This is a genomic window from Streptomyces sp. Root1310, assembly GCF_001426425.1.
Classification (GTDB): Bacteria; Actinomycetota; Actinomycetes; order Streptomycetales; family Streptomycetaceae; genus Streptomyces.
In genome coordinates this window covers 155,519-176,274 of record NZ_LMEQ01000033.1, presented here as the reverse complement: position 1 = coordinate 176,274, position 20,756 = coordinate 155,519, and the positions used below count along the sequence as shown (strand labels likewise).

The window sequence follows — 20,756 nt, the reverse complement described above, 5'->3', positions numbered from 1 at the left end:
ATGTCCTCCGGCGCGGTCCGACGGCGTTACTTGCGGTTGTAGAGCCGCATCGTCACCGGGCCGAAGACCAGCACGAACAGTCCGGCCCACCCCAGCGACCAGGCGATCTCGGCGGTGGGCCAGTCACCCGCCATCAGTCCCCGCACCGCCGAGGCCAGATGGGTGACCGGGCTGTTGTTGACGAACGCCTGGAGCCAGCCCGGCATGGTGCGGGGGTCGACGAACACGTTGGACAGGAAGGTGAGCGGGAAGATCACCATCATGCTGACGCCCATCACCGACTTCTCGGTGCGCAGCAGCAGCCCGAACATCGTCCAGATCCACGAGAAGGCGAACGAGAAGACGACCAGCAGGGCGATTCCGGCGACCACGCCCGCGAGACCGCCGTCCGGCCGGTAACCGAGGAGCATGCCGACGGTGAGCATCACGACGGACGCGATCGTGTAGCGCAGCGCGTCGCCCAGCAGGTAGCCGACCATCGTCGACGGCCGCCAGATCGGCAGCGACCGGAAGCGGTCGAAGACGCCCTTCTCGATGTCGGTGTTCACCGAGACGCCCGTGTACATCGTGATCATCACGACCGACATCACCAGGATGCCCGGCAGCAGGAACTGGATGTACTGCTCCGGGGACCCGGCCAGGGCGCCTCCGAACAGGTACGTGTACATCAGCACCATCATGATCGGGAACGCGGTGACGTCGAAGAGCTGCTCGGGCACGTGCTTGATCTTGAGGATCGCCCGCCAGCCGAAGGTGAGGGAGGCCGAGAGGGCGCTCGGGCGCGGCGGCCGTTCCTGCGTGACGAGCAGCGCGGCCAGCGACTCGGCGCTGACGGGGGCGAGATCCTGGACGTCCGTGCCGGTCACGGTGCTCATACCGTCACCTCGCCTTTCTGGCCGCGGGCCGGTGTACCGGCACCGGCCGGTGTCCCGCTGCCGCCCGGTAGGTCCGCGTCGGTCTGCGTGTCGTGTCCGGTGAGGGCGAGGAACACCTCGTCCAGGCTGGGCTGGCCCAGCGAGAAGTTGTCGACGACGACCCCGGCCCGGGCCAGTTCACCGAGGGCCCGGGCGGCCTGCGCGGCGGCCGTGTCGCCCGCCGCCGCGTCGAGCCGGGCGGTCAGCGCCACCGGGTCCGGCTCCCGCTGGACGTCCGCGTCCAGGGCCAGCCGCAGCACCTGCTCGGCCTCGGGCCGCTGCTCGGGGTCGCGCAGCCGCAGATGGACGGAGCCGGCGCCGACGGACGCCTTCAGCTCGCCCTTCGTGCCCTCGGCGATGACCCGGCCCCGGTCGATGACGGCGATCCGGGACGCCAGCTGGTCGGCCTCGTCCAGATACTGCGTGGTCAGCAGCACGGTGGTGCCCTGGGCGACCACGGCCCGCACGATGTCCCACACCTGGTTGCGGCTGCGCGGATCGAGCCCGGTCGTCGGCTCGTCGAGGAAGAGCAGGTCGGGGGTGCTGAGGATGGAGGCGGCGATGTCGATCCGGCGCCGCATGCCGCCCGAGTAGTGCTTGACCTGCTTACCGGCCGCGTCGGAGAGCCCGAACGCGTCGAGGAGCTGCGCGGACCGTTCCCGGGCGGCCTTCTTGCCGTGCCCGAGGAGCCGGCCGAGCAGCACCAGGTTCTCGGTGCCGGTGAGGTCCTCGTCCACGGACGCGTACTGGCCGGTGAGGCTCACCCGGCCGCGCACCTCGTCGGCCTCGCGGACGACGTCGTGGCCGAAGACCCGGGCCTGGCCGCCGTCCGGACGCAGCAGTGTGGCGAGCATCTTCACGGTGGTCGTCTTGCCGGCGCCGTTCGGGCCGAGGACGCCGTAGACCGTGCCGGTGGGGACGGCGAGGTCGACGCCGTCCACGGCCCTGGTCTCGCCGAACGTCTTGACCAGGCCCGCAGTCTCGATCGCCAGGCCGGCGGTGTGCTGGCTCATGGGGGTTCCTTCCGCGTACATGGGCTACGCATGGGGAGACCTTTACCGTCGCCCGAACTCATCGGTGATCGCATCCCGTTTTTCCCTCCCCGTTTCTCCCTCCCCCGTGTCCGCTCCCGGTTTCCGCCACGGACCATGATCGGGAGCGGACGCGGGGGAGGAGAGGGGGAGGAGTAGCGTCCCCTTCATGCATGCGATCACGATTCCCGAACCTGGTGGTCCCGAGGCGCTGGTGTGGGACGAGGTCCCCGATCCCGTACCCGGCGCGGGCGAGGTCCTGGTCGAGGTGGTGGCCGGCGCCGTCAACCGGGCCGACATCCTTCAGCGGCAGGGCTTCTACGATCCGCCGCCCGGCGCCTCCCGCTACCCCGGCCTGGAGTGCTCCGGCCGGATCGTCGAGGTCGGCCCCGGCGTCTCCGGCTGGGCCGTCGGAGACGAGGTGTGCGCGCTGCTGGCGGGCGGCGGATACGCGGAGAAGGTCGTCGTGCCGGCCGGCCAGCTGCTGCCCGTGCCGGAGGGCGTCGATCTGCGGCGGGCCGCCGCGCTCCCCGAGGTGACCAGCACCGTCTGGTCGAACGTCTTCATGATCGCCCACCTCCGTCCCGGCGAGACGCTGCTCGTGCACGGTGGCTCCAGCGGCATCGGGACCATGGCGATCCAGCTGGCCAAGGCCGTCGGCGCCAGGGTCGCCGTCACCGCGGGCACCAAGGAGAAGCTGGACCGGTGCGCCGAGCTGGGCGCGGACATCCTGATCAACTACCGCGAGCAGGACTTCGTCGCCGAGCTGAAGCAGGCCACGGACGGCGCGGGCGCCGATGTCATCCTCGACAACATGGGCGCGAAGTACCTGGACCGCAACGTCCAGGCGCTCGCCGTCAACGGCCGTCTCGCGATCATCGGCATGCAGGGCGGCATCAAGGCCGAACTGAACATCGGCGCGCTGCTCGGCAAGCGCGCCGCGATCAGCGCGACCTCGCTGCGGGCCCGTCCCCTGGAGGAGAAGACGGCCATCGTGGCGGCGGTGCGCGAGCACGTCTGGCCCCTGCTCGCCGCCGGCCACGTTCGCCCCGTCGTGGACCGCGAGGTCCCGATGAGCGACGCGGCCGAGGCCCACCGGATCGTCGAGGCCAGCACGCACGTCGGCAAGGTGCTGCTGGTCACGACCTAGCGCGGCGGCGGTCTCAGGTGCGGCGCAGCCGCAGGGCGGCCAGGGCGAGGGCGATGCCCAGGCCGATGAGGACGAGTCCGCTGCCGAGCGGCAGGATCTGCAGCACGGGGCCGTCGGACCCCTCCGGCTGCGCCACGGGACGACGCACGGGGTCCCGTGGGGTGCCCGGGGGCACGGGCGCGGCGGCCTCCGGCGACGCGGACGCGGCGGTGTCGTCGGAGAGGTCGCCGTCGTCGCTCCCGTCGCCCGCGCTGTCCTCGCCCTCCGTGTCCTGCGTCTCCTCGTCCGCTTCCTCGTCGGTCTCCTCCTCCGCGTGGTCGCCCGCCCGGCCGGGCCGCTGGCGTCCCTCGCCCGCCCGGCTGCCGGCCCGGTCCGGTCCGGAGGACGAGGGGGCGGGGGTGGCGGACGCCGAGACGGGGGCGTACGACGCGATGGCCGCGTACGCGGAGACGCTCCCGCAGGGCGGCACGAGCACGCCCAGCACGACCGCTCCGACGCCCACGCCGACCCGCGTGGCGCACCACGCCTGTTGCCATGGAGTCACGTCCGTGACCCCCTCCCGGTGCCGAGTCGCCAAGAAAAGACGCAACAAGCCTCACATCGGGGAACTACCACCGCATTCCGGACTCCGCCGAACGGAAACAGTGGATCACCTTTCCCGGGGGGTGCCACGGTGATGAGGTGGGGACGTGCGAGAGAATGACGGCATGGAGATGCCGAGGAACGAAAGGTCGCCGGAGAACGCCCAGAAGATCCTGGTCGTAGGTCAGGACGGCATGGCGCTCGGTGACATCGACGCTGACGACGACTCCCGTGAGATCCCGGTGACCGAGCAGGTCGAACAGCCGGCGAAGGTCATGCGGATCGGCAGCATGATCAAGCAGCTGCTCGAGGAGGTGCGCGCGGCTCCTCTGGACGAGGCGAGCCGGGTCCGGTTGAAGGAGATCCACTCGAGCTCCGTGAAGGAGCTGGAGGACGGCCTGGCGCCGGAGCTGGTCGAGGAACTGGAGCGGCTCTCCCTGCCGTTCAACGAGGAATCGACGCCGAGCGACGCGGAACTGCGCATCGCGCAGGCCCAGTTGGTCGGCTGGCTGGAGGGCCTCTTCCACGGCATCCAGACCACCCTCTTCGCCCAGCAGATGGCCGCGCGCGCCCAGTTGGAGCAGATGCGGCGGGCGCTGCCGCCGGGAGCGAGCCACGAGGGCGTCGACGATCCGCGCGCGGCGGGCGGCCGTACGGGCGGGCCGTACCTCTAGGGCGCCGGACCGCCATCCGTAGCCGTACACACGAGAAGGGCCCGGCGTTTCGGCGCCGGGCCCTTCTCCCATGACGTCAGACGGTCACGACGCCGGGTTGCCCGTGGAGACCTTGATCTCGATCTCGGGCATGTCCTTCGGGTCGACGTCCGTCCCGGCGGAGGGGAACTGGTCCATGACCGCCCCGTCGCCGTACGTGTTCTCGTCCACCTTCGTGATCTTGTACTGCCAGCCGGCGGCCTGGAAGCACTCCTTGACCGAGCCGATGTACTTGAACTTGAAGTTCGGCACCCGGATCTTGTCGGGGTCGTTGTACGACTCCTGCGGCTCGGAGCACTCAGTCGACTCGATCGTCTTGGAGGTGTCCGGCGCCCGGTAGTCCGCCGCCTTCGTCACCGACGGCGAGGAGCTGGTGGTGCCGCCCTTGGCGTCGTCGTCACCGCCTCCGCTCATCGCGAGGCTGGCGATGAGGCCGCCGACCGCCACCACGGCGACGACGGCCGAGCCGATGAGCACCGGCTTGCTGTTCCGGCGGCCGCCACCGCCCGAGGACACCGTGGTGGACGGCTGCGGGCTGAGGTTGTAAGCGGGCGGGGTGTGCGGGGCCTGCTGGTGGCCGTAGGCCGGAGCGGGCGTCTGGTAGCCCTGCTGCGGGTAGCCGTAGGAGGCGGACGGCGTCGGGGTGCCGTACGGGTTCGGGGTCGGGGGCGCGGGCTGGTAGGGCGTCTGGACGCCGGCCTGCGGCGCCGGGGTGCTCTGGCCGATCGGCGGGAACACCGCGGAACCGACGCCCGCGCCGCTCGACGTCTGCGCGCCCGGGACGATGCTCGGCGGGGCCGGCTGGAAGGAGGCGGCGACCCGCAGGCACTCGTCGCGCATGGCAACAGCGGTAGGGAAGCGCTCGTTCGGGTTCTTCTTCAGCGCGCGGGCGATCAGCGCGTCGACGGCCGGCGGCAGCGCCCGGTTGATCGAGGAAGGAGCCACCGGCTCCTCCTGCACGTGCGCGTACGCGATCGCAAGCGGCGAATCGGCCTCGAACGGCAGCCGCCCGGTGACCAGTTGGAAGAGCATGATGCCGACCGAGTACAGGTCGGACCGGGCGTCCACCGCACGCCCCAGAGCCTGTTCGGGCGAGAGGTACTGCGGGGTGCCGACGACCATGCCGGTCTGCGTCATCGAGGTGACCCCGGACTGCATCGCGCGCGCGATGCCGAAGTCCATCACCTTGACCACGCCGCGCTTGGTCATCATCACGTTGCCGGGCTTGATGTCGCGGTGGACGAGCCCCATCTCGTGGCTGATCTCCAGAGCCGCCAGCACGTCCGCGGTGATCTTCAGCGCCTTGTCGGCGGGCATCGCGCCCTGCTGCCGTACGTCCTCGTCGAGCACCGAGCCGAGCGGGCGGCCCTCGATGTACTCCATGACGATGTACGGAGTCGTCAACCCCTCGACATCGTCCTCGCCGGTGTCGAAGACGGAGACGATGTTGGTGTGCGTGAGCTTGGCCACGGCCTGGGCCTCGCGGCGGAAGCGCTCGCGGAAGGCCTGCTCACGGCCGAGTTCGGTGTGCAGGGTCTTCACCGCGACCTGACGGTCGAGCACGGCGTCGTAGGCGAGGTGCACCGAGGCCATGCCGCCCTCGCCGAGCAAGTCGCGCAGCTGATACCGGCCGGCGGCGAGCGCCCGCCCCGCATACCGGCCCTGCGCGCCGTCCTGGCTCATCTTCTGCGTCCCCCGTAGGCCCTCAGGCGCCGTTGACTGTCGTTGATCGAAAGTGCTATTCCCGGCCAAGTCTGCCGTAGGGCACTGACACGTCAAGCTCGGTGCCCGTTCCGTGACCCTACGAGAAAGAAGCGTCGCGGAAGCGTTACAGGTGCCGTACGGCCGGTACACAGAATTTGCACGGCGGTACGGAGTACAGGTTTGATGGCCGGTCCGTCGCGGATCGGCGCCCGGGCCAGCCCCGGGCGATGCTCCGGGGATCGTCCCGGGCCGGAGGCTTGCGCGGAGGCTGTAGCGTGGCCGACGGAGACCGTAACAACACCGCGCGTTCCGCGGGCAGAAACGACGGCGAGGACTGATGGCACAGCAGCGCGCTCAGGGCCCGTCCGACCCCGAGGCGACTGGCGGCGGTATGTCAGATGCGCCGGAGAACTGGGGCAACGGCGGGCTGGTCGGGGACGGCCGGTACCGGCTCACCCGCAGACTCGGCCGAGGCGGTATGGCCGAGGTGTTCGCGGCCGAGGACGTACGCCTCGGACGCACCGTCGCGGTGAAGCTGCTGCGCGCCGATCTCGCCGAGGACCCCGTGTCCAAGGCCCGTTTCACGCGCGAGGCCCAGTCGGTGGCCGGACTCAACCACCACGCGATCGTCGCCGTGTACGACTCGGGCGAGGACTTCGTGGGCGGCCAGAGCGTGCCCTACATCGTGATGGAGATCGTCGAGGGTCGCACCATCCGCGACCTCCTCCTCAACGCCGAGGCGCCCGGCCCCGAGCAGGCCCTGATCATCACCTCGGGGGTGCTGGAGGCGCTCGCCTACTCGCACCAGCACGGCATCGTGCACCGCGACATCAAGCCGGCGAACGTGATCATCACGCACAACGGCGCGGTCAAGGTGATGGACTTCGGCATCGCGCGCGCCCTGCACGGCGCGTCCACGACGATGACGCAGACCGGCATGGTCATGGGCACCCCGCAGTACCTCTCCCCGGAGCAGGCGCTCGGCAAGGCCGTCGACTACCGCTCCGACCTGTACGCGACGGGCTGCCTGCTGTACGAACTCCTCGCGCTTCGGCCACCGTTCACCGGCGAGACGCCGCTGTCGGTGGTCTACCAGCACGTGCAGGACATCCCGGTGCCGCCGTCCCAGACCTCGGACGGGCAGTGCCCGCCGGAGCTCGACGGCCTCGTCATGCGGTCCCTGGCCAAGGACCCCGACGACCGGTTCCAGACGGCGGAGGAGATGCGCGGTCTGGTCCAGTACGGGCTCCAGATGCTGTACGACCAGGGCGGCCACACCGGCACCTGGAACACCGGCCCGGTCGGCGCGCCCGACGGCCGCGGCACGCCCTCCGGCGGCTTCGCGAGCACGACCGCGCTGGCGCACGGCGCCGACGGCTCCAGCACCTCGCAGATCCCGCAGCCGATCCTGCCCACCGGCTACGGCGGCGGTGACGACGGCGGCTTCGAGGGGCACGGCAACAAGGGCAGTGGCCGCGGCAAGCTGTGGATCCTCGCCGTCTTCGCGGTGATCGCCATCGCCGCGGGCGTCGCGCTCGCGCTGAACGGCCAGGGAGAGGGCGGCGGCGGCACCGACACCTCGCCGTCGCCGTCCACCTCGCAGTCCGCGACGGACGACGCCGCCAGCGCGACGCCGAGCGACGAGGCGAGCAACACGTCCTCGGACGACACCTCGGACGACAACTCCGGTTCGAACTCCGATTCGGACTGGACGCCGTCGTACTCGCCCTCGTACTCGCCGTCGTACTCCCCCTCCGAGTCGGCCAGCAGCGAGCCGACGGACGAGGAGACGGAGACCCAGCCGTCGGACGATCCGACGGACACGCAGCCCTCGGACGATCCGACGGACGTGGAGCCGAGCGACCCGGCCACCGAGGGCGGCACCCTCGGCAGCATCGGGAACTGACCGCGGTACGCCTCACGCGCGCGTGGGCCCGTCACAGGGCTCCACGCGCGCGTGTCGCGTTCGTGGGATCGGTCAGTCCGCGAACGCGCCGCACACCGCGTCGTACTCCCGGGTCCACCACACGGCGAGGGCCGACGCCGCCGGGAACTGGCAGTCCGCGCGGGTGTCGCCGCGCTCGTAGTGCCAGCGCAGCATCCAGAAGTCGTTGAGGCGCTCCCACCACACCCGGTGCACGGCCGCCGCGAGTTCGGAGGGCGTGGCCCCGGCCGTGCGTCGGTACGCGCGTGCGTACTCCTTCGCCTTCGGCAGGTCGAGGGTGCCGTCGGGCCGGACGAAGAAGATCGCGGCGGCGCGGACGGCCTCCTCGGCGCGGGGCTGCACGCCGAGCCGGTCCCAGTCGACGATGGCGGCCGGGGCGTCCCCGCGGTAGAGCAGGTTGAAGGGGTGGAAGTCCCCGTGCACCCAGCCGACCGGGCCGCTGTGCGGAGGGCGCCGGTCCGCGTGCCGTTCCAGCAGCGTGCGCCGTTCCAGGAGGCGGTGACGGGCGAGTTCGTCGAAGGAGTCGGCGGGGCGGTGGCGGCGCACGCGCGCGAGGAGGTCCTCGATGAGGACGAAGGTGTCGGCGGGTTCGGGGCTCGCGGCGGCGACGGCGGCCTCGGCGGGGGTGGTGCGTCCGGCGGCGGTGGGGGGCCCGGCGGGAGCGGCGGTCGCGGCGCGGGCAGGGCGCTCGAACGGGGCGATGCGGCCCTCAGGGGCGGGTCCCGGGGCACGGTCCGGGGCGTGTCGCGGGGCGTGTTGCGGGGCGCGCGTCCGAGGCACGTCCGCCCCGGGAGACGCGTCCGCCTTCGAAGGCGCGTTGACGCCGAGGCCCCGGGGCACGTGTCCTCCGCGGGGCGGGGGCAGGAGCTCGCCGTGAGCCGCCCGCATCACCTGCTCCAGGCTGGCGTGCACCACCCCCAGCAGCGCTCCCAGGCGGCCGCACTGGCCGGGGGTGAGCTGGGCGCCGTGGCGGTGGCGGCCGTCGATCCACGGGTGGAGGGCGTAGGCGTGGCCGCCGACGACGGCGACCGTGCGTCCGTCGTGGCCCGGCAGCGGGGGAGCGACCGGGACGCCGAGGTCGGCCAGCCGCTCGGTGGCGCGGTGCTGGCGGGCGATGGAGGCGGGGTCGGCCGTGTCGGGGTCGAAGTGGTGCTTGAGGAAGTAGCGGCCGCGGGTGGTGCGCAGCCGGTAGCCGCGGTTCAGCAGCCCCTCGTCGACGGGCTCACAGGTGAGCGCGGTGCCGGCGGCGTACCGGCGGAGCAGGGCGCCCAGAGGGGGCGCGTGGAGTACTAAGGGGGGTACACAGGAGCGCGGCACGCGCCCGATGCTAGGGCACGATCCGAGGCTGTGAGCTGGGCGTTGTCACAGAAAGTCACTAAAGATCAACAACTGTCAGGGGTGGTCGCTCCAGGTCGCCTCACGGTCACGAACCGCGGGGTCGCGCGCAAGTGGACCGGGTCGAACGGGACGCCACCGTCCACGGACCGGGGCGCGGGTCCGAAGAGCTCCGGTTCGGCGGCGGCGGGTCCCACGGCCGCACACGTCCCGACGATCTCCACCGACCACCGACCACCGACCACCGACCACCGGCCACCGGTCATCGACCCACTTTTCCTTCTTCCTGCACACGATCAGTCTCACCCACCAAGTCTTCCCGTGGACTGGGTGCCCGGGATAACGTGCCGTTGCTCCGGCCTCCTGCAAGGCTGTGACCTGGCTCTCTCCCGACTTTGCCGATTTACTTGGAAATCCAAGCAAAAACGCAGGTCAAGAGGGGTTTCACAGAAATGTGAAGCACTGGGTAACGTGATGACCGCAGGGCGCTCGCCGGGGCACCTGTCACGCCTGTTCCGACCATGTGACACCCACCCCGTGCACGGGTGCCGGAACAGGTGAGCCGCACTGGTCACCCGGCAACCCCGGGGGCCGGACCGACGGAGGAGCACACGTGACCGTGGAGAGCACTGCCGCGCGCAAGCCGCGACGCAGCGCCGGAAGCAAGGCCGGCACCACCGGCACCGAGCGCACCACCCGCACCACCGCCAAGAAGTCCGCAGAGCCCGAGCTCGTGCAACTGCTGACGCCGGAGGGCAAGCGGGTCAAGAACGCGAAGAACGCCGAGTACGCCAAGTACGTCGCCGGTGTGACGCCCGAAGAGCTCCGCGGCCTCTACCGCGACATGGTGCTCACCCGCCGCTTCGACGCGGAGGCCACCGCCCTCCAGCGTCAGGGCGAGCTGGGTCTGTGGGCCTCGCTGCTCGGCCAGGAGGCCGCCCAGATCGGCTCCGGCCGGGCCCTGCGCGACGACGACTACGTCTTCCCGACCTACCGCGAGCACGGCGTCGCCTGGTGCCGCGGGGTCGACCCGACCAACCTGCTCGGCATGTTCCGAGGGGTGAACAACGGCGGCTGGGACCCCAACGGCAACAACTTCCACCTCTACACGATCGTCATCGGCTCCCAGACGCTGCACGCCACGGGCTACGCCATGGGCGTCGCCAAGGACGGCGCCGACAGCGCGGTGATCGCCTACTTCGGCGACGGCGCGAGCAGCCAGGGCGATGTGGCGGAGTCCTTCACCTTCTCCGCCGTCTACAACGCGCCGGTCGTGTTCTTCTGCCAGAACAACCAGTGGGCGATCTCCGAGCCCACCGAGAAGCAGACCCGGGTGCCGCTCTACCAGCGCGCGCAGGGCTACGGCTTCCCCGGCGTCCGGGTCGACGGCAACGACGTCCTGGCCTGTCTCGCGGTCACCAGGTGGGCGCTGGAGCGGGCCCGCGACGGCGAGGGCCCCACCCTCGTCGAGGCGTACACGTACCGCATGGGCGCCCACACCACCTCCGACGACCCGACGAAGTACCGGGCCGACGAGGAGCGCGAGGCCTGGGAGGCGAAGGACCCGATCCTGCGCCTGCGCCGCCACCTGGAGGCGTCAAACCACACGGACGAGGGATTCTTCGCGGAACTCGAAGCGGAGAGCGAGGCGTTGGGCAGGCGAGTGCGCGAAGCGGTCCGCGCCATGCCGGACCCGGACCGCTTCGCGATCTTCGAGAACGTGTACGCGGACGGACACGCGCTCGTCGACGAGGAGCGGGCCCAGTTCGCGGCCTACCAGGCATCGTTCGCGACGGAAGCCGAGAGCGGCTTCGCCGCGGGTTCGGGGGGAAACTGAGATGGCGGAAACCGTGACGTCCAAGAACCTGGCCCTGGCCAAGGCGATCAACGAGTCGCTGCGCCGCGCCCTGGAGGCGGACCCCAAGGTCCTGATCATGGGTGAGGACGTCGGCAAGCTCGGCGGCGTCTTCCGGGTGACGGACGGCCTGCAGAAGGACTTCGGCGAGAGCCGTGTCATCGACACCCCGCTTGCCGAGTCCGGCATCGTCGGCACCGCGATCGGGCTGGCCCTGCGCGGCTACCGCCCGGTGGTGGAGATCCAGTTCGACGGCTTCGTGTTCCCGGCCTACGACCAGATCGTCACCCAGCTCGCCAAGATGCACGCGCGCTCGCTCGGCAAGGTCAAGCTGCCGGTCGTCGTCCGCATCCCCTACGGCGGTGGCATCGGCGCGGTCGAGCACCACTCGGAGTCGCCGGAAGCGCTGTTCGCGCATGTGTCGGGCCTGAAGATCGTCTCCCCGTCCAACGCGTCCGACGCGTACTGGATGATGCAGCAGGCCATCCAGAGCGACGACCCGGTGATCTTCTTCGAGCCGAAGCGGCGCTACTGGGACAAGGGCGAGGTCAACCCCGAGGCGATCCCCGGCCCGCTGCACAAGGCCCAGGTCGTCCGCGAGGGCACGGACCTGACCCTCGTCGCCTATGGTCCGATGGTGAAGCTCTGCCAGGAGGTCGCCGCCGCGGCCGCCGAGGAGGGCAAGAACCTGGAGGTCCTGGACCTGCGGTCGGTGTCCCCCCTGGACTTCGACGCGATCCAGGCGTCGGTCGAGAAGACCCGCCGGCTGGTCGTCGTCCACGAGGCGCCGGTGTTCTTCGGTTCGGGCGCGGAGATCGCGGCCCGGATCACCGAGCGCTGCTTCTACCACCTGGAGGCTCCGGTGCTCAGGGTCGGCGGCTATCACGCCCCGTACCCGCCGGCGCGTCTGGAGGAGGAGTACCTGCCTGGCCTGGACCGGGTGCTCGACGCCGTCGACCGTGCCCTGGCGTACTGAGGAGAGGGTCGTGACGACGATGACGGAAGCGTCCGTACGCGAGTTCAAGATGCCCGACGTGGGCGAGGGGCTCACCGAGGCCGAGATCCTCAAGTGGTACGTCCAGCCCGGGGACACGGTGACGGACGGCCAGGTGGTGTGCGAGGTCGAGACGGCCAAGGCCGCCGTCGAGCTGCCCATCCCCTACGACGGGGTGGTCCGCGCGCTGCACTTCCCCGAGGGCACCACGGTCGACGTGGGCATGTCGATCATTGCCGTGGACGTGTCGGGAGGGGCGGGCGACGCCCCGGCGGCGGCTCCGGTCGCCGAGGTGCCGGCGCAGGCGGCCGTGCAGACGCCCGCGCAGGCCCCGGCGCCACAGCCGGAGGCACCTCAGACCGCCGCACCTCAGACCGCCGCACCTCAGGCGGCCGCACCTCAGGCCGAGGCGGCGAAGCCGGTGGGCTCAGGCCGCCAGCCGGTCCTCGTCGGGTACGGCGTGGCCGCGTCCTCCACCAAGCGCCGTCCGCGCAAGGGCCCGGAGATCGCGGTCTCCCAGGTCCCGGAAACGATCCAGGCGGAGCTCAACGGCCACGGCGCCGCGCCCGCGGTGCGCGAGCGCCCGCTGGCCAAGCCGCCGGTGCGCAAGCTGGCCAAGGACCTCGGCGTCGATCTCGCCACCGTGGTCCCGACCGGCCCGGACGGCATCATCACCCGCGAGGACGTCCACGCGGCGGTGGCCCAGGCCGCCCCGGCGACGCAGGCCGCTCCGGCGGCCGAGCCGGTGCCGCAGGTGGCACAGGCCCCGGTCACGACCCCCGCGGCCGTGCCCGTGCCGTCGTACGACACGGCTCGTGAGACCCGCGTCCCGGTCAAGGGTGTCCGCAAGGCGACGGCTGCGGCGATGGTCGGTTCGGCCTTCACCGCGCCGCACGTCACGGAGTTCGTGACGATCGACGTGACGCGCACGCTGAAGTTGGTCGAGGAGCTCAAGCGGGACAAGGACATGCAGGGCCTGCGGGTCAACCCGCTCCTGCTGATCGCCAGGGCCCTGCTGGTCGCCGTCAAGCGCAACCCGGAGATCAACGCGTCCTGGGACGAGGCGGCGCAGGAGATCGTGGTCAAGCACTACGTGAACCTGGGCATCGCGGCCGCGACCCCCAGGGGCCTGCTGGTCCCGAACATCAAGGACGCGCACGCCAAGACGCTGCCGCAGCTGGCGGAGTCGCTGGGCGAGCTGGTCTCGACGGCGAGGGAGGGCCGGACGTCACCGGCCGCCATGCAGGGCGGCACGGTGACCATCACCAACGTCGGCGTCTTCGGCGTCGACACCGGCACGCCGATCCTCAACCCCGGCGAGTCCGCGATCCTCGCGATCGGTGCGATCAAGCTCCAGCCGTGGGTCCACAAGGGCAAGGTGAAGCCGCGTCAGGTGACCACGCTGGCGCTGAGCTTCGACCACCGGCTGGTGGACGGGGAGCTGGGCTCCAAGGTGCTGGCGGATGTGGCGGCGATCCTGGAGCAGCCCAAGAAGCTGATCACCTGGGGCTAGCGCGCCCCTGCCGACCGGGCCGCGCACCCCGATGGGGCGCGGCCCCGGACCCGGCGGGCTTGGACCCGGCAGGCCCGGACCGGCGGGCTTGGACCCGGCAGGCCTGGAACTGCCTGCCCGGACTTGCCCGGTGGTCTCCCACCCCTGGTCCCCGGTCCGATGGCTGCTGAGCCCGGCGTCTCAGCCTGTCGAGGGCGGGGTCGGGTGGGGGCGCAGCCAGTGTTCGTTCGTGGTCCAGCCGAGGAGCAGCCGGCCGGTGCCCTCGTCGGCGCGGCCTCCCTCGGCGACCTGGTGCAGGCCGGTGAGGGCGGGCGCCAGTCGGCCCGCCACATGGCCGGGGTGCCGGGTCAGCTCCTCCGGCAGCCAAGCCAGCGTGCGGGCCCGCTCGCCGGGGGTGCACAGGGACAGGTGGAACATCAGCTGCCGCCAGGCGTAGGCCACGTCCTTGATCGTGCCCAGCGGGCGCGGGTTGCCGTGCACGCGACCGGTCAGCCGGCACACGGTGACGAAGCAGCGGCGGGCCAGGTCCGCCCAGCCCGCGGCCGGTTCGATGCCGACCCGGTGGACCAGAGTGGCCAGGTTGTGCGTGGTGAGGATCTGCGCCTGCTCGATCACCTTGCCGTTCGCGGCCACCGATCCGCCTCCGTGCCGCGACCGGGCCGAGCCTGCCTCGGCCCGCTGGACGCACAGCTTTGCGAACCCGGGCGAGGTCCTGGCCCCGTACGCATTCGTCAGCGCCTCGCCGGTCTCGACGATCGCCAGATTGCGGACGGCCCGGTAGTCGATGGCGTAGTAGCGCTCGTAGAGCGAGCCGCCGCCCAGCAGCTCCGCCGCGATCCGGGCCGCGGCGAGGAACTTCGGGGTGAAGGTGCCCATGAAGATGTCCGCGGCCAGTTCCTCGACCAGGGGAGCGCCCAGCTCGGCCTGGCGGGCCAGCACGGACAGCTCACGGATCAGGGTGTTGGGCAGGATCGTGCCGGGGAAGGCCTGCACGGCCAGCTCGCCGAGCTGCCGCAGCGCGACGGCCGACACCGCGCCCGCCTCGCCGTCCGTGCGCTGCCCGGCCACGGCCCGTACCCATGGCAGTTCCTCCGCCCGTACCTGCCGCTGGAGGTTGAGCAGCAGCAGCGAACGACGGCCCGCGAACGCCCGGTGGTGGGCGGCCGCCAGCGTGCGCAGGGCAGGGTCGGGGTAGGCCTGCGCGGTGGTGGCGGCGACGAGCTGCGGCATGAGCTCGGCCAGTACCTCGGCCGAGGGCACGACCCCGCGTTCCACGAGGGTGCTCAGGGGCGCGCTCAGCGCCGCCTCGACGGGCCGCCGTACGCCCGCCGGAACCACGGCGCCCACGGGCAGCCCCGTCTCCCGCGCCTCCTCCTCGCCGACCGCGGCGACGAGCGGCGCGACCTCGGCCACGCCCGCCTGCTGATCCAGCCCGGACAGCCGGCGCAGCACCAGCTGGGCCAGCGCGTGATGCGAGGGCAGCGCCGCCTGCGCGGCCTGCTCCCGGCGCAGCGCGGTGAGTTCCGCGGAACCGGGCAGCCCGCGCCGCCGCACCATGGACGTGACGGCGTGCCGCAGCAACCCGAGCCGTCGGGCGTCCAGTTCCCGTCCGGCGACGGTCTCCTCCAGCGCCCCGCGCAGGATCCCCAGGTTCTCCTTCGGCTTGAGGTGCTTGGTGCAGTGGGTGTGCCGGTCTGCCAGGTCGCGGTAACGGCCGAGCAGTTCGGCGCCGTGGCCGTGCCAGGCGGCGCCGGGGGCGCGCGTCAGCACCCGGGCCGGCTGCCCGTCGTCGGCGGTCTCCAGCCAGTGGGCGAGCAGTTCGTCGCCGAACGGCTGCCACACGGCCAGCGCCTCCCGCTGCGTCTCCACCGCTTCGCTGGTCCGCCGTCGCGCCAGGCTCTCCCCGGCCTCGGCGACGGTCAGGCGGTGCACCGTGCCGGCGTCGGGCGCAGGCCGGGTGGACGGGCGGGGTGTGAACCGCAGCCGTCCCGCGAACGGGGCGAGTTCCTCGACGAGTCCGAGCGCGGCGTCCGTCTCCCCGGCCCGGGCCAGCCAGGCCACGGTGAGCAGGGCGGCCTCCTCGGGGACGGTCACCTCGTACCGTCCGCCGTCGAGGAGTTCGTACAGCTGCGCCAGCCCGTCCTCGGACAGCCAGTACGCGAACAGCGCCTTCCGGTCCGCCGGCACGCCGGCCCGGCGCGCGGCCTCGGTCTCGTACTCCGTCAGGGGGCCGCCGGCGCTCGGCGCGCCGGTGGCGAAGCCGCCCCGGAGCACCTCGGGAGTCACCCACGCGGGCAGATCCCGGACCGGTGTGCGGGAGCCGATGGTGAGCAGCCCGTTCGCCATGCCCGCCAGTACGGACCGCCACGCGCGCTGTCGTTCTCCGGCGCGCCGGCGGGTGTCGGGGTCTTCGTGGGTGAGCGCGGTGCCGAGCGCCCTGGCCAGTTGGCCGGAGGCGTAGCCCGGGTTGGCCTCTGCGAGGTGCTGCTGGTCAGCGTCGTCGTTCATAAGCCGACGTGGCGGGTGCCGCCCCCGCGCCCTCCGGGTCTCGAGCCCGGTGCTCTGCTGCTGAGCTACACGTCGATGAGCCGACGTGGCAGGTCCTGCCCCTGCGCCCTCCGGGTCTGAAGCCCGGCGCTCTGGCTACTGAGCTACACGTCGATGAGGCCCGACGGTAGACGTCGAACGGGCGTCCGTTCAACCGTGTTTCGGCGACAAGGGGCCGGGAACAGCCCGCTCGCCGTCTGCGCCCGCGTGCCGTCTGCACCCGCTCACCATGTGAGCCCGTGCGCCGTCCACGCCCGCGTGGCGTATGCGTCGGCTACGCCCTCTCCGTCGGCCACGCCCCCTCCGGGCCGTCTACGCGGGCACGTGCACCGTCTCCACGCGGCTCGCCACCAGCCGTTCCCGCTCGCGCCGAGCCGCCCGGCTGCGCAGCCGCAGGATCTGGCTGACGCCGAGGGCCTGGAGGACGAAGACGCAGGAGAAGGCGATCGTGTAGTCGTCGCCGGTCGCGTCCAGCAGCACGCCGACCGCGAAGAGCGTCGTCATCGATGCCACGAAGCCACCCATGTTGGTGATGCCGGAGGCCGTTCCCTGGCGCTCGGGCGGGTTGGCCGGGCGGGCGAAGTCGAAGCCGAGCATGGAGGCGGGGCCGCACGCGCCCAGGACCGCGCAGAGCGTCACGAGCAGCCACATGGGCGCCCGGTCGCCGGGATAGGCGAGCGTGGCCGCCCACATCAGGGCGGTCGCGCCGACCGTGCTCAGGGCCAGCGGCAACCGCGCCTCGTGATGGCGGGCGACGACCTGGCCGTAGACCAGGCCCACGACCATGTTGCTCAGCACCACCAGGGTCAGGAGCTCGCCGGCCGTCGCGCGCGACAGCCCCTGCGCCTCCACCAGGAACGGCAGGCCCCACAGGAGCAGGAACACCATCGCCGGGAACTGCGTGGTGAAGTGCACCCACAGGCCGAGGCGGGTGCCCGGCTCGCGCCAGGACGCGGCGATCTGGCGGCGGACGTACGCCGCGCCCCGGTGCGGGAACGGCTCGGGCTCGTGGCCCTCGGGATGGTCCTTCAGGAACAGCAGCAGCAGGACCAGGACGACCACTCCCGCCAGCGAGCTCCCCGCGAAGGCAGCCGTCCAGCCGATGCCGTGCAGGAGGCGGGCCAGGACGAGGGTCGAGACCAGGTTGCCCGCCATCCCCGCCAGTCCCGCCAGCTGCGCGACCATCGGTCCACGGCGCGCCGGGAACCACCTGCTCCCCAGCCGCAGGACGCTGATGAACGTCATCGCGTCCCCGCAGCCGAGCAGCGCGCGTGAGGCGAGGGCCGTGCCGTAGGACGGGGAGAAGGCGAATCCGAGCTGACCGGCCGTGAACAGCACGACGCCGATGGTCAGCACCTTCTTGGTGCCGAGCCGGTCGACCAGCAGACCCACCGGTATCTGCATGCCCGCGTAGACCAGGAGCTGGAGGATCGAGAAGGTGGACAGGGCGGAGGCGTTGACCTGGAAGCGCTCGGCGGCGTCCAGGCCGGCGACTCCCAGGGAGGTGCGGAAGATGACCGCGACGAAGTAGACCGAGACGCCGATCCCCCAGACGGCCATCGCGCGCCGTCCGCCCGGCGGATCACCCGGAAGGGTGGAGTTCAGGCTGCGGGGGCCGGGGCTCATCGGACCTCCCCGCGGGCCAGGTGCGAGAACCAGCCGACGTGCCGGTGCACGATCTCGACGGCGGCCTCGGCGTCACCGGAGCGCAGCGCCCGAAGGATCTCCTCGTGCTCGCCCAGCGTCTTGGCGATGCGGTCGGGGTGGGAGTGCATCACGGCGACGCCCATCCGCAGCTGGCGGTCGCGGAGCTGGTCGTACAGCCTCGACAGGATGTCGTTGCCGCCGCTGCGGACGATCTCCGCGTGGAAGCAGCGGTCCGTCATGGCGGCCCCTGCCAGGTCGCCGGCGGCTGCCTGCGCCTTCTGCTTCGCGAGCAGCTCCTCCAGTCGCTGGATCAGCGCGGCCGAGGCGGGGACCGCCTTGCGTGCCGCGTGCTCCTCCACCAGCAGCCGGGTCTCCACCACGTCCGCGATCTCCTGTGCGGAGACCGGCAGGACCAGGGCGCCCTTCTTCGGGTAGAGCTTGATCAGCCCCTCCACCTCCAGGCGCAGCAGCGCCTCCCGCACCGGAGTGCGCGAGACCCCCACGGCCTCGGCGAGCTCGCCCTCGGTGAGGAGCGTGCCGCCCTCGTAACGGCGGTCCAGGACACCCTGCTTCACGTGGGCGTACACACGGTCGGCGGCGGGCGGTTGCTTCACGGGGGCTGGGGCGGGCGGAGCGGAGGACGGCATGCCCACAGGATAGATACAACACGTACGCAACGGGGGGCCGGTCCAGAATGCGGACCCGAACGCGGACCCGAACGCGGAGCCGAACGCGGACCCGAACGCGGAGCCGAACGCGGAGCCGTGACGGGGTGCGAGGAGGGGGCGGGGAGGGGCGCGGGATGCAGGGGTGGACGGCCCGGCGGGAAGGCTGGCGGGCAGCCGGGCGGGCGGGGGCCCGGCGAGCGCCGGGTCAAGTAATCGGAAATTCGGCCCAGCAAGCGCACAACTTTCTGTGCTACTTACGTGTCACACACATGCGGCCCCTTCTTCTTTCCCCTTCAACTTGGCCGCATCGCAGGGGCATTCGACGTAATCGGGGTATTTCAGTTGATAACCGCCACCAAGGGCATCCGAGTCCGCAGGGCCGCATCCGTTGCCGTCACCGTCGGCGCAGTGCTCGCGACCGGAGCCCTCACCGCGGCGCCCGCGCAGGCTGTCACGACGCCGACCATCACCGCCAAGGGCGGATACCTGATGAACAGCGCGACCGGAGCCACCCTTTACACCAAGGCCGCGGACACGAGGCGGCTCACCGCCTCGACCACCAAGGTCATGACCGCGAAGGTCGTGCTGTCCCAGGCGAACCTGAACCTGGACGCGAAGGTCACGATCTCGAAGGCCGTCAGCGACTACATGGTCGCCGAGGGCTACCCGTCGTCGGCCAAGCTGATCGTCGGTGACAAGGTCACCGTCCGCCAGCTGCTGTACGGGATGATGCTGCCGTCCGGTTGTGACGCGGCGATGGCCCTCGCCGACAAGTTCGGTACGGGTACGACGGTCGCGGCCCGCACCAAGAACTTCATCTCCAAGATGAACACCACGGCCAAGGCCCTGGGCATGACCAACACGCACTTCGACTCGTTCGACGGCCTGAGCAACGGCAGCAACTACTCGACGCCGCGCGACCTGACGAAGCTCGCCCGCAGTGTGATGAAGAGCTCGACGTTCAAGACCGTCGTGAAGGCCAAGTCGTACACGGCGAAGACCATCACGAAGACCGGTGCCACGCGCACCATGAGTGCCTGGACCAACACCAACACGCTGCTCGGCTGGAACGGCACGCTCGGCGTGAAGACCGGTTCCGGTACCCAGGCCAAGTACTGCCTCATCTTCGCCGCCACGCTCAACGGCGAGTCCGTGATGGGCACCGTCCTCACGTCCCCCGACGCGGTGAACCGCACGGCCGACGTGAAGAAGCTCATCAACTACGGCTACGCCAGGATCAGCTGACCTCGCAGGCCGCATACGCGACCGGGCCCGCCGTGATCCACACGGCGGGCCCGTTCCGTTGTCCGCCCGCGCCCGCTACCGGGTGACCGCGAAGTTCCGCAGGATCGCCGCCGTCAGCTCCGGATCGCCCTCCGCCTTCACCCGGTCGGCGACCGCCTCCGCCGTCACCCGGCCGCAGGCGAGCCGCACATACGTCTCCCAGTCCAGGGTGAACGCGGCGGCCGGGCCGAGCGCCGGCGCCGTCTCCAGGGTGCCGCGGCCCTGGATGTCGACGCGGATGGTGCGCAGGAACTCGATCGGCCCGTGCACGTCGAAGACGACCGCTGAGCTGCGCGGGGCGTCGGCCTTCTCGGCGACGACCGCCGGAAGTTCGGCGAGCAGCGCGTCGCGGGCGATGTGCGCGCCGGGCGAGTCGAGGTTGCCGGGCCGCCCGAGGGCGGCGCGCAGGTCCTGCTCGTGCGCCCACACGTTGAACGCGTGCTTGCGCATGGACTCCTCGAGCGTGAGCTCGGTGCCGAGCGGGCCGCGCACCATCGTGGTGGGCTGGCGCGACTCGTTGCGCAGCTGGCGGTTGCGGCGGATGACCGTGTACTCCAGCTCGGACGTCATCTCCGGCGCCGTGTGGTGGCGGCGGACGTCGACCTGCATCTCCATGTAGCGCTGGATGTCGTTGGTGACGTGATACAGGTCGCGCGGCAGGGTGTGGATGGGGCGCGGATCGCCGTACATCTCGCAGTCCAGCCCGATGACATGCGACACGATGTCGCGCACCGACCAGCCGGGGCACGGCGTCCGGCGGTTCCAGTCCGCCTCCACCAGCGGCAGCACCAGCTCGGATATCGCTTCGATGGAGTGGGTCCAGGCGTCGGCGTAGGGCTGGAGGGTGGGATGCAGACTCACGGAAACGGGACCC

General features: G+C 71.5%; 16 protein-coding genes and 1 tRNA gene. 7 read left to right on the top strand and 10 right to left on the bottom strand.

Annotation, left to right across the window (positions count from 1 at the left end):
• Positions 1-26 precede the first annotated feature (26 nt).
• Positions 27-875: an ABC transporter permease gene (locus ASD48_RS36975; RefSeq protein WP_057606258.1), complete on the bottom strand. Its 849-nt coding sequence runs from the start codon at positions 873-875 to the stop codon at positions 27-29.
• Entirely contained in the window at positions 872-1,927 is a 1,056-nt protein-coding gene (locus ASD48_RS36970) for an ATP-binding cassette domain-containing protein (RefSeq protein WP_057606257.1), read from the bottom strand. The genes ASD48_RS36975 and ASD48_RS36970 overlap by 4 nt, the downstream gene beginning before the upstream one ends.
• A 187-nt stretch (positions 1,928-2,114) precedes the next feature.
• On the opposite strand from ASD48_RS36970, the gene ASD48_RS36965 reads away from it, so the two are divergent.
• A complete protein-coding gene (locus ASD48_RS36965) occupies positions 2,115-3,095 on the top strand; it encodes an NAD(P)H-quinone oxidoreductase (protein ID WP_057606255.1) in 981 nt (326 codons plus the stop codon).
• Between the two features lie 13 nt (positions 3,096-3,108).
• Here the strand turns inward: ASD48_RS36965 and ASD48_RS44585 are convergent, their stop codons facing one another.
• On the bottom strand, positions 3,109-3,639 hold the full coding sequence (locus tag ASD48_RS44585) for a hypothetical protein (RefSeq protein ID WP_079074211.1): 531 nt from the start codon (positions 3,637-3,639) through the stop codon (positions 3,109-3,111).
• Between the two features lie 163 nt (positions 3,640-3,802).
• Between ASD48_RS44585 and ASD48_RS36955 the strand changes: the two genes are divergently transcribed.
• Entirely contained in the window at positions 3,803-4,351 is a 549-nt protein-coding gene (locus ASD48_RS36955) for a bacterial proteasome activator family protein (RefSeq protein ID WP_057606253.1), read from the top strand.
• A gap of 84 nt (positions 4,352-4,435) precedes the next feature.
• Here the strand turns inward: ASD48_RS36955 and ASD48_RS36950 are convergent, their stop codons facing one another.
• Positions 4,436-6,073: a Stk1 family PASTA domain-containing Ser/Thr kinase gene (locus ASD48_RS36950; RefSeq protein WP_057606252.1), complete on the bottom strand. Its 1,638-nt coding sequence runs from the start codon at positions 6,071-6,073 to the stop codon at positions 4,436-4,438.
• A 412-nt stretch (positions 6,074-6,485) separates the two neighbouring features.
• Between ASD48_RS36950 and ASD48_RS36945 the strand changes: the two genes are divergently transcribed.
• Positions 6,486-8,000 (top strand): protein kinase, encoded by a 1,515-nt coding sequence (locus ASD48_RS36945; RefSeq protein WP_057606251.1) that lies wholly within the window; start codon positions 6,486-6,488, stop codon positions 7,998-8,000.
• Between the two features lie 72 nt (positions 8,001-8,072).
• Here ASD48_RS36945 and ASD48_RS36940 read toward each other — a convergent pair whose 3' ends face one another.
• Complete coding sequence (locus ASD48_RS36940) at positions 8,073-9,356, bottom strand: phosphotransferase (protein ID WP_057606250.1); 1,284 nt, start codon at positions 9,354-9,356, stop codon at positions 8,073-8,075.
• A gap of 631 nt (positions 9,357-9,987) precedes the next feature.
• Here ASD48_RS36940 and pdhA point away from each other — a divergent pair.
• Genes pdhA through ASD48_RS36925 form a run of 3 tightly spaced genes read left to right on the top strand, consistent with a single transcriptional unit; the run spans position 9,988 to position 13,736 of the window.
• Positions 9,988-11,211, top strand: a complete 1,224-nt coding sequence (pdhA, locus tag ASD48_RS36935) for a pyruvate dehydrogenase (acetyl-transferring) E1 component subunit alpha (RefSeq protein ID WP_057606249.1) — start codon at positions 9,988-9,990, stop codon at positions 11,209-11,211.
• Position 11,212: 1 nt separating this feature from the next.
• Positions 11,213-12,205, top strand: a complete 993-nt coding sequence (locus tag ASD48_RS36930; RefSeq protein WP_057606248.1) for an alpha-ketoacid dehydrogenase subunit beta — start codon at positions 11,213-11,215, stop codon at positions 12,203-12,205.
• Between the two features lie 10 nt (positions 12,206-12,215).
• Complete coding sequence (locus tag ASD48_RS36925) at positions 12,216-13,736, top strand: dihydrolipoamide acetyltransferase family protein (protein ID WP_057606247.1); 1,521 nt, start codon at positions 12,216-12,218, stop codon at positions 13,734-13,736.
• Between the two features lie 180 nt (positions 13,737-13,916).
• On the opposite strand, the gene ASD48_RS36920 is transcribed toward ASD48_RS36925, so the two are convergent.
• From ASD48_RS36920 to ASD48_RS36900, 4 genes are all read right to left on the bottom strand, one after another.
• Positions 13,917-16,244, bottom strand: coding sequence for a hypothetical protein (locus ASD48_RS36920; protein ID WP_057606246.1), 2,328 nt, complete (start codon positions 16,242-16,244; stop codon positions 13,917-13,919).
• A gap of 3 nt (positions 16,245-16,247) precedes the next feature.
• A tRNA-Ser gene (locus tag ASD48_RS36915) sits at positions 16,248-16,319 on the bottom strand.
• A gap of 276 nt (positions 16,320-16,595) precedes the next feature.
• Positions 16,596-17,843 (bottom strand): MFS transporter, encoded by a 1,248-nt coding sequence (locus ASD48_RS36905; protein WP_057606245.1) that lies wholly within the window; start codon positions 17,841-17,843, stop codon positions 16,596-16,598.
• A gap of 62 nt (positions 17,844-17,905) precedes the next feature.
• The gene (locus ASD48_RS36900) at positions 17,906-18,577 is read right to left on the bottom strand and encodes a GntR family transcriptional regulator (protein WP_079074231.1); all 672 of its coding nucleotides are present in this window, start codon (positions 18,575-18,577) and stop codon (positions 17,906-17,908) included.
• 363 nt (positions 18,578-18,940) lie between these two features.
• Here ASD48_RS36900 and ASD48_RS36895 point away from each other — a divergent pair, with 363 nt between their 5' ends.
• Positions 18,941-19,843, top strand: a complete 903-nt coding sequence (locus tag ASD48_RS36895) for a D-alanyl-D-alanine carboxypeptidase (protein ID WP_057606243.1) — start codon at positions 18,941-18,943, stop codon at positions 19,841-19,843.
• Between the two features lie 75 nt (positions 19,844-19,918).
• Here ASD48_RS36895 and ASD48_RS36890 read toward each other — a convergent pair whose 3' ends face one another.
• Entirely contained in the window at positions 19,919-20,743 is an 825-nt protein-coding gene (locus ASD48_RS36890; RefSeq protein WP_057606242.1) for a maleylpyruvate isomerase family mycothiol-dependent enzyme, read from the bottom strand.
• Positions 20,744-20,756: the final 13 nt, after the last annotated feature.

Excerpts from the sequence above, each read along its gene's own strand:
- ASD48_RS36975 (WP_057606258.1), bottom strand. The coding sequence starts at position 875 with ATGAGCACCGTGACCGGCACGGACGTCCAGGATCTCGCCCCCGTCAGC.
- ASD48_RS36970 (WP_057606257.1), bottom strand. The coding sequence starts at position 1,927 with ATGAGCCAGCACACCGCCGGCCTGGCGATCGAGACTGCGGGCCTGGTC.
- ASD48_RS36965 (WP_057606255.1), top strand. The coding sequence starts at position 2,115 with ATGCATGCGATCACGATTCCCGAACCTGGTGGTCCCGAGGCGCTGGTG.
- ASD48_RS36955 (WP_057606253.1), top strand. The coding sequence starts at position 3,803 with ATGGAGATGCCGAGGAACGAAAGGTCGCCGGAGAACGCCCAGAAGATC.
- ASD48_RS36950 (WP_057606252.1), bottom strand. The coding sequence starts at position 6,073 with ATGAGCCAGGACGGCGCGCAGGGCCGGTATGCGGGGCGGGCGCTCGCC.
- ASD48_RS36945 (WP_057606251.1), top strand. The coding sequence starts at position 6,486 with ATGTCAGATGCGCCGGAGAACTGGGGCAACGGCGGGCTGGTCGGGGAC.
- ASD48_RS36930 (WP_057606248.1), top strand. The coding sequence starts at position 11,213 with ATGGCGGAAACCGTGACGTCCAAGAACCTGGCCCTGGCCAAGGCGATC.
- ASD48_RS36920 (WP_057606246.1), bottom strand. The coding sequence starts at position 16,244 with ATGAACGACGACGCTGACCAGCAGCACCTCGCAGAGGCCAACCCGGGC.
- ASD48_RS36905 (WP_057606245.1), bottom strand. The coding sequence starts at position 17,843 with ATGGCCGTCTGGGGGATCGGCGTCTCGGTCTACTTCGTCGCGGTCATC.
- ASD48_RS36900 (WP_079074231.1), bottom strand. The coding sequence starts at position 18,577 with ATGCCGTCCTCCGCTCCGCCCGCCCCAGCCCCCGTGAAGCAACCGCCC.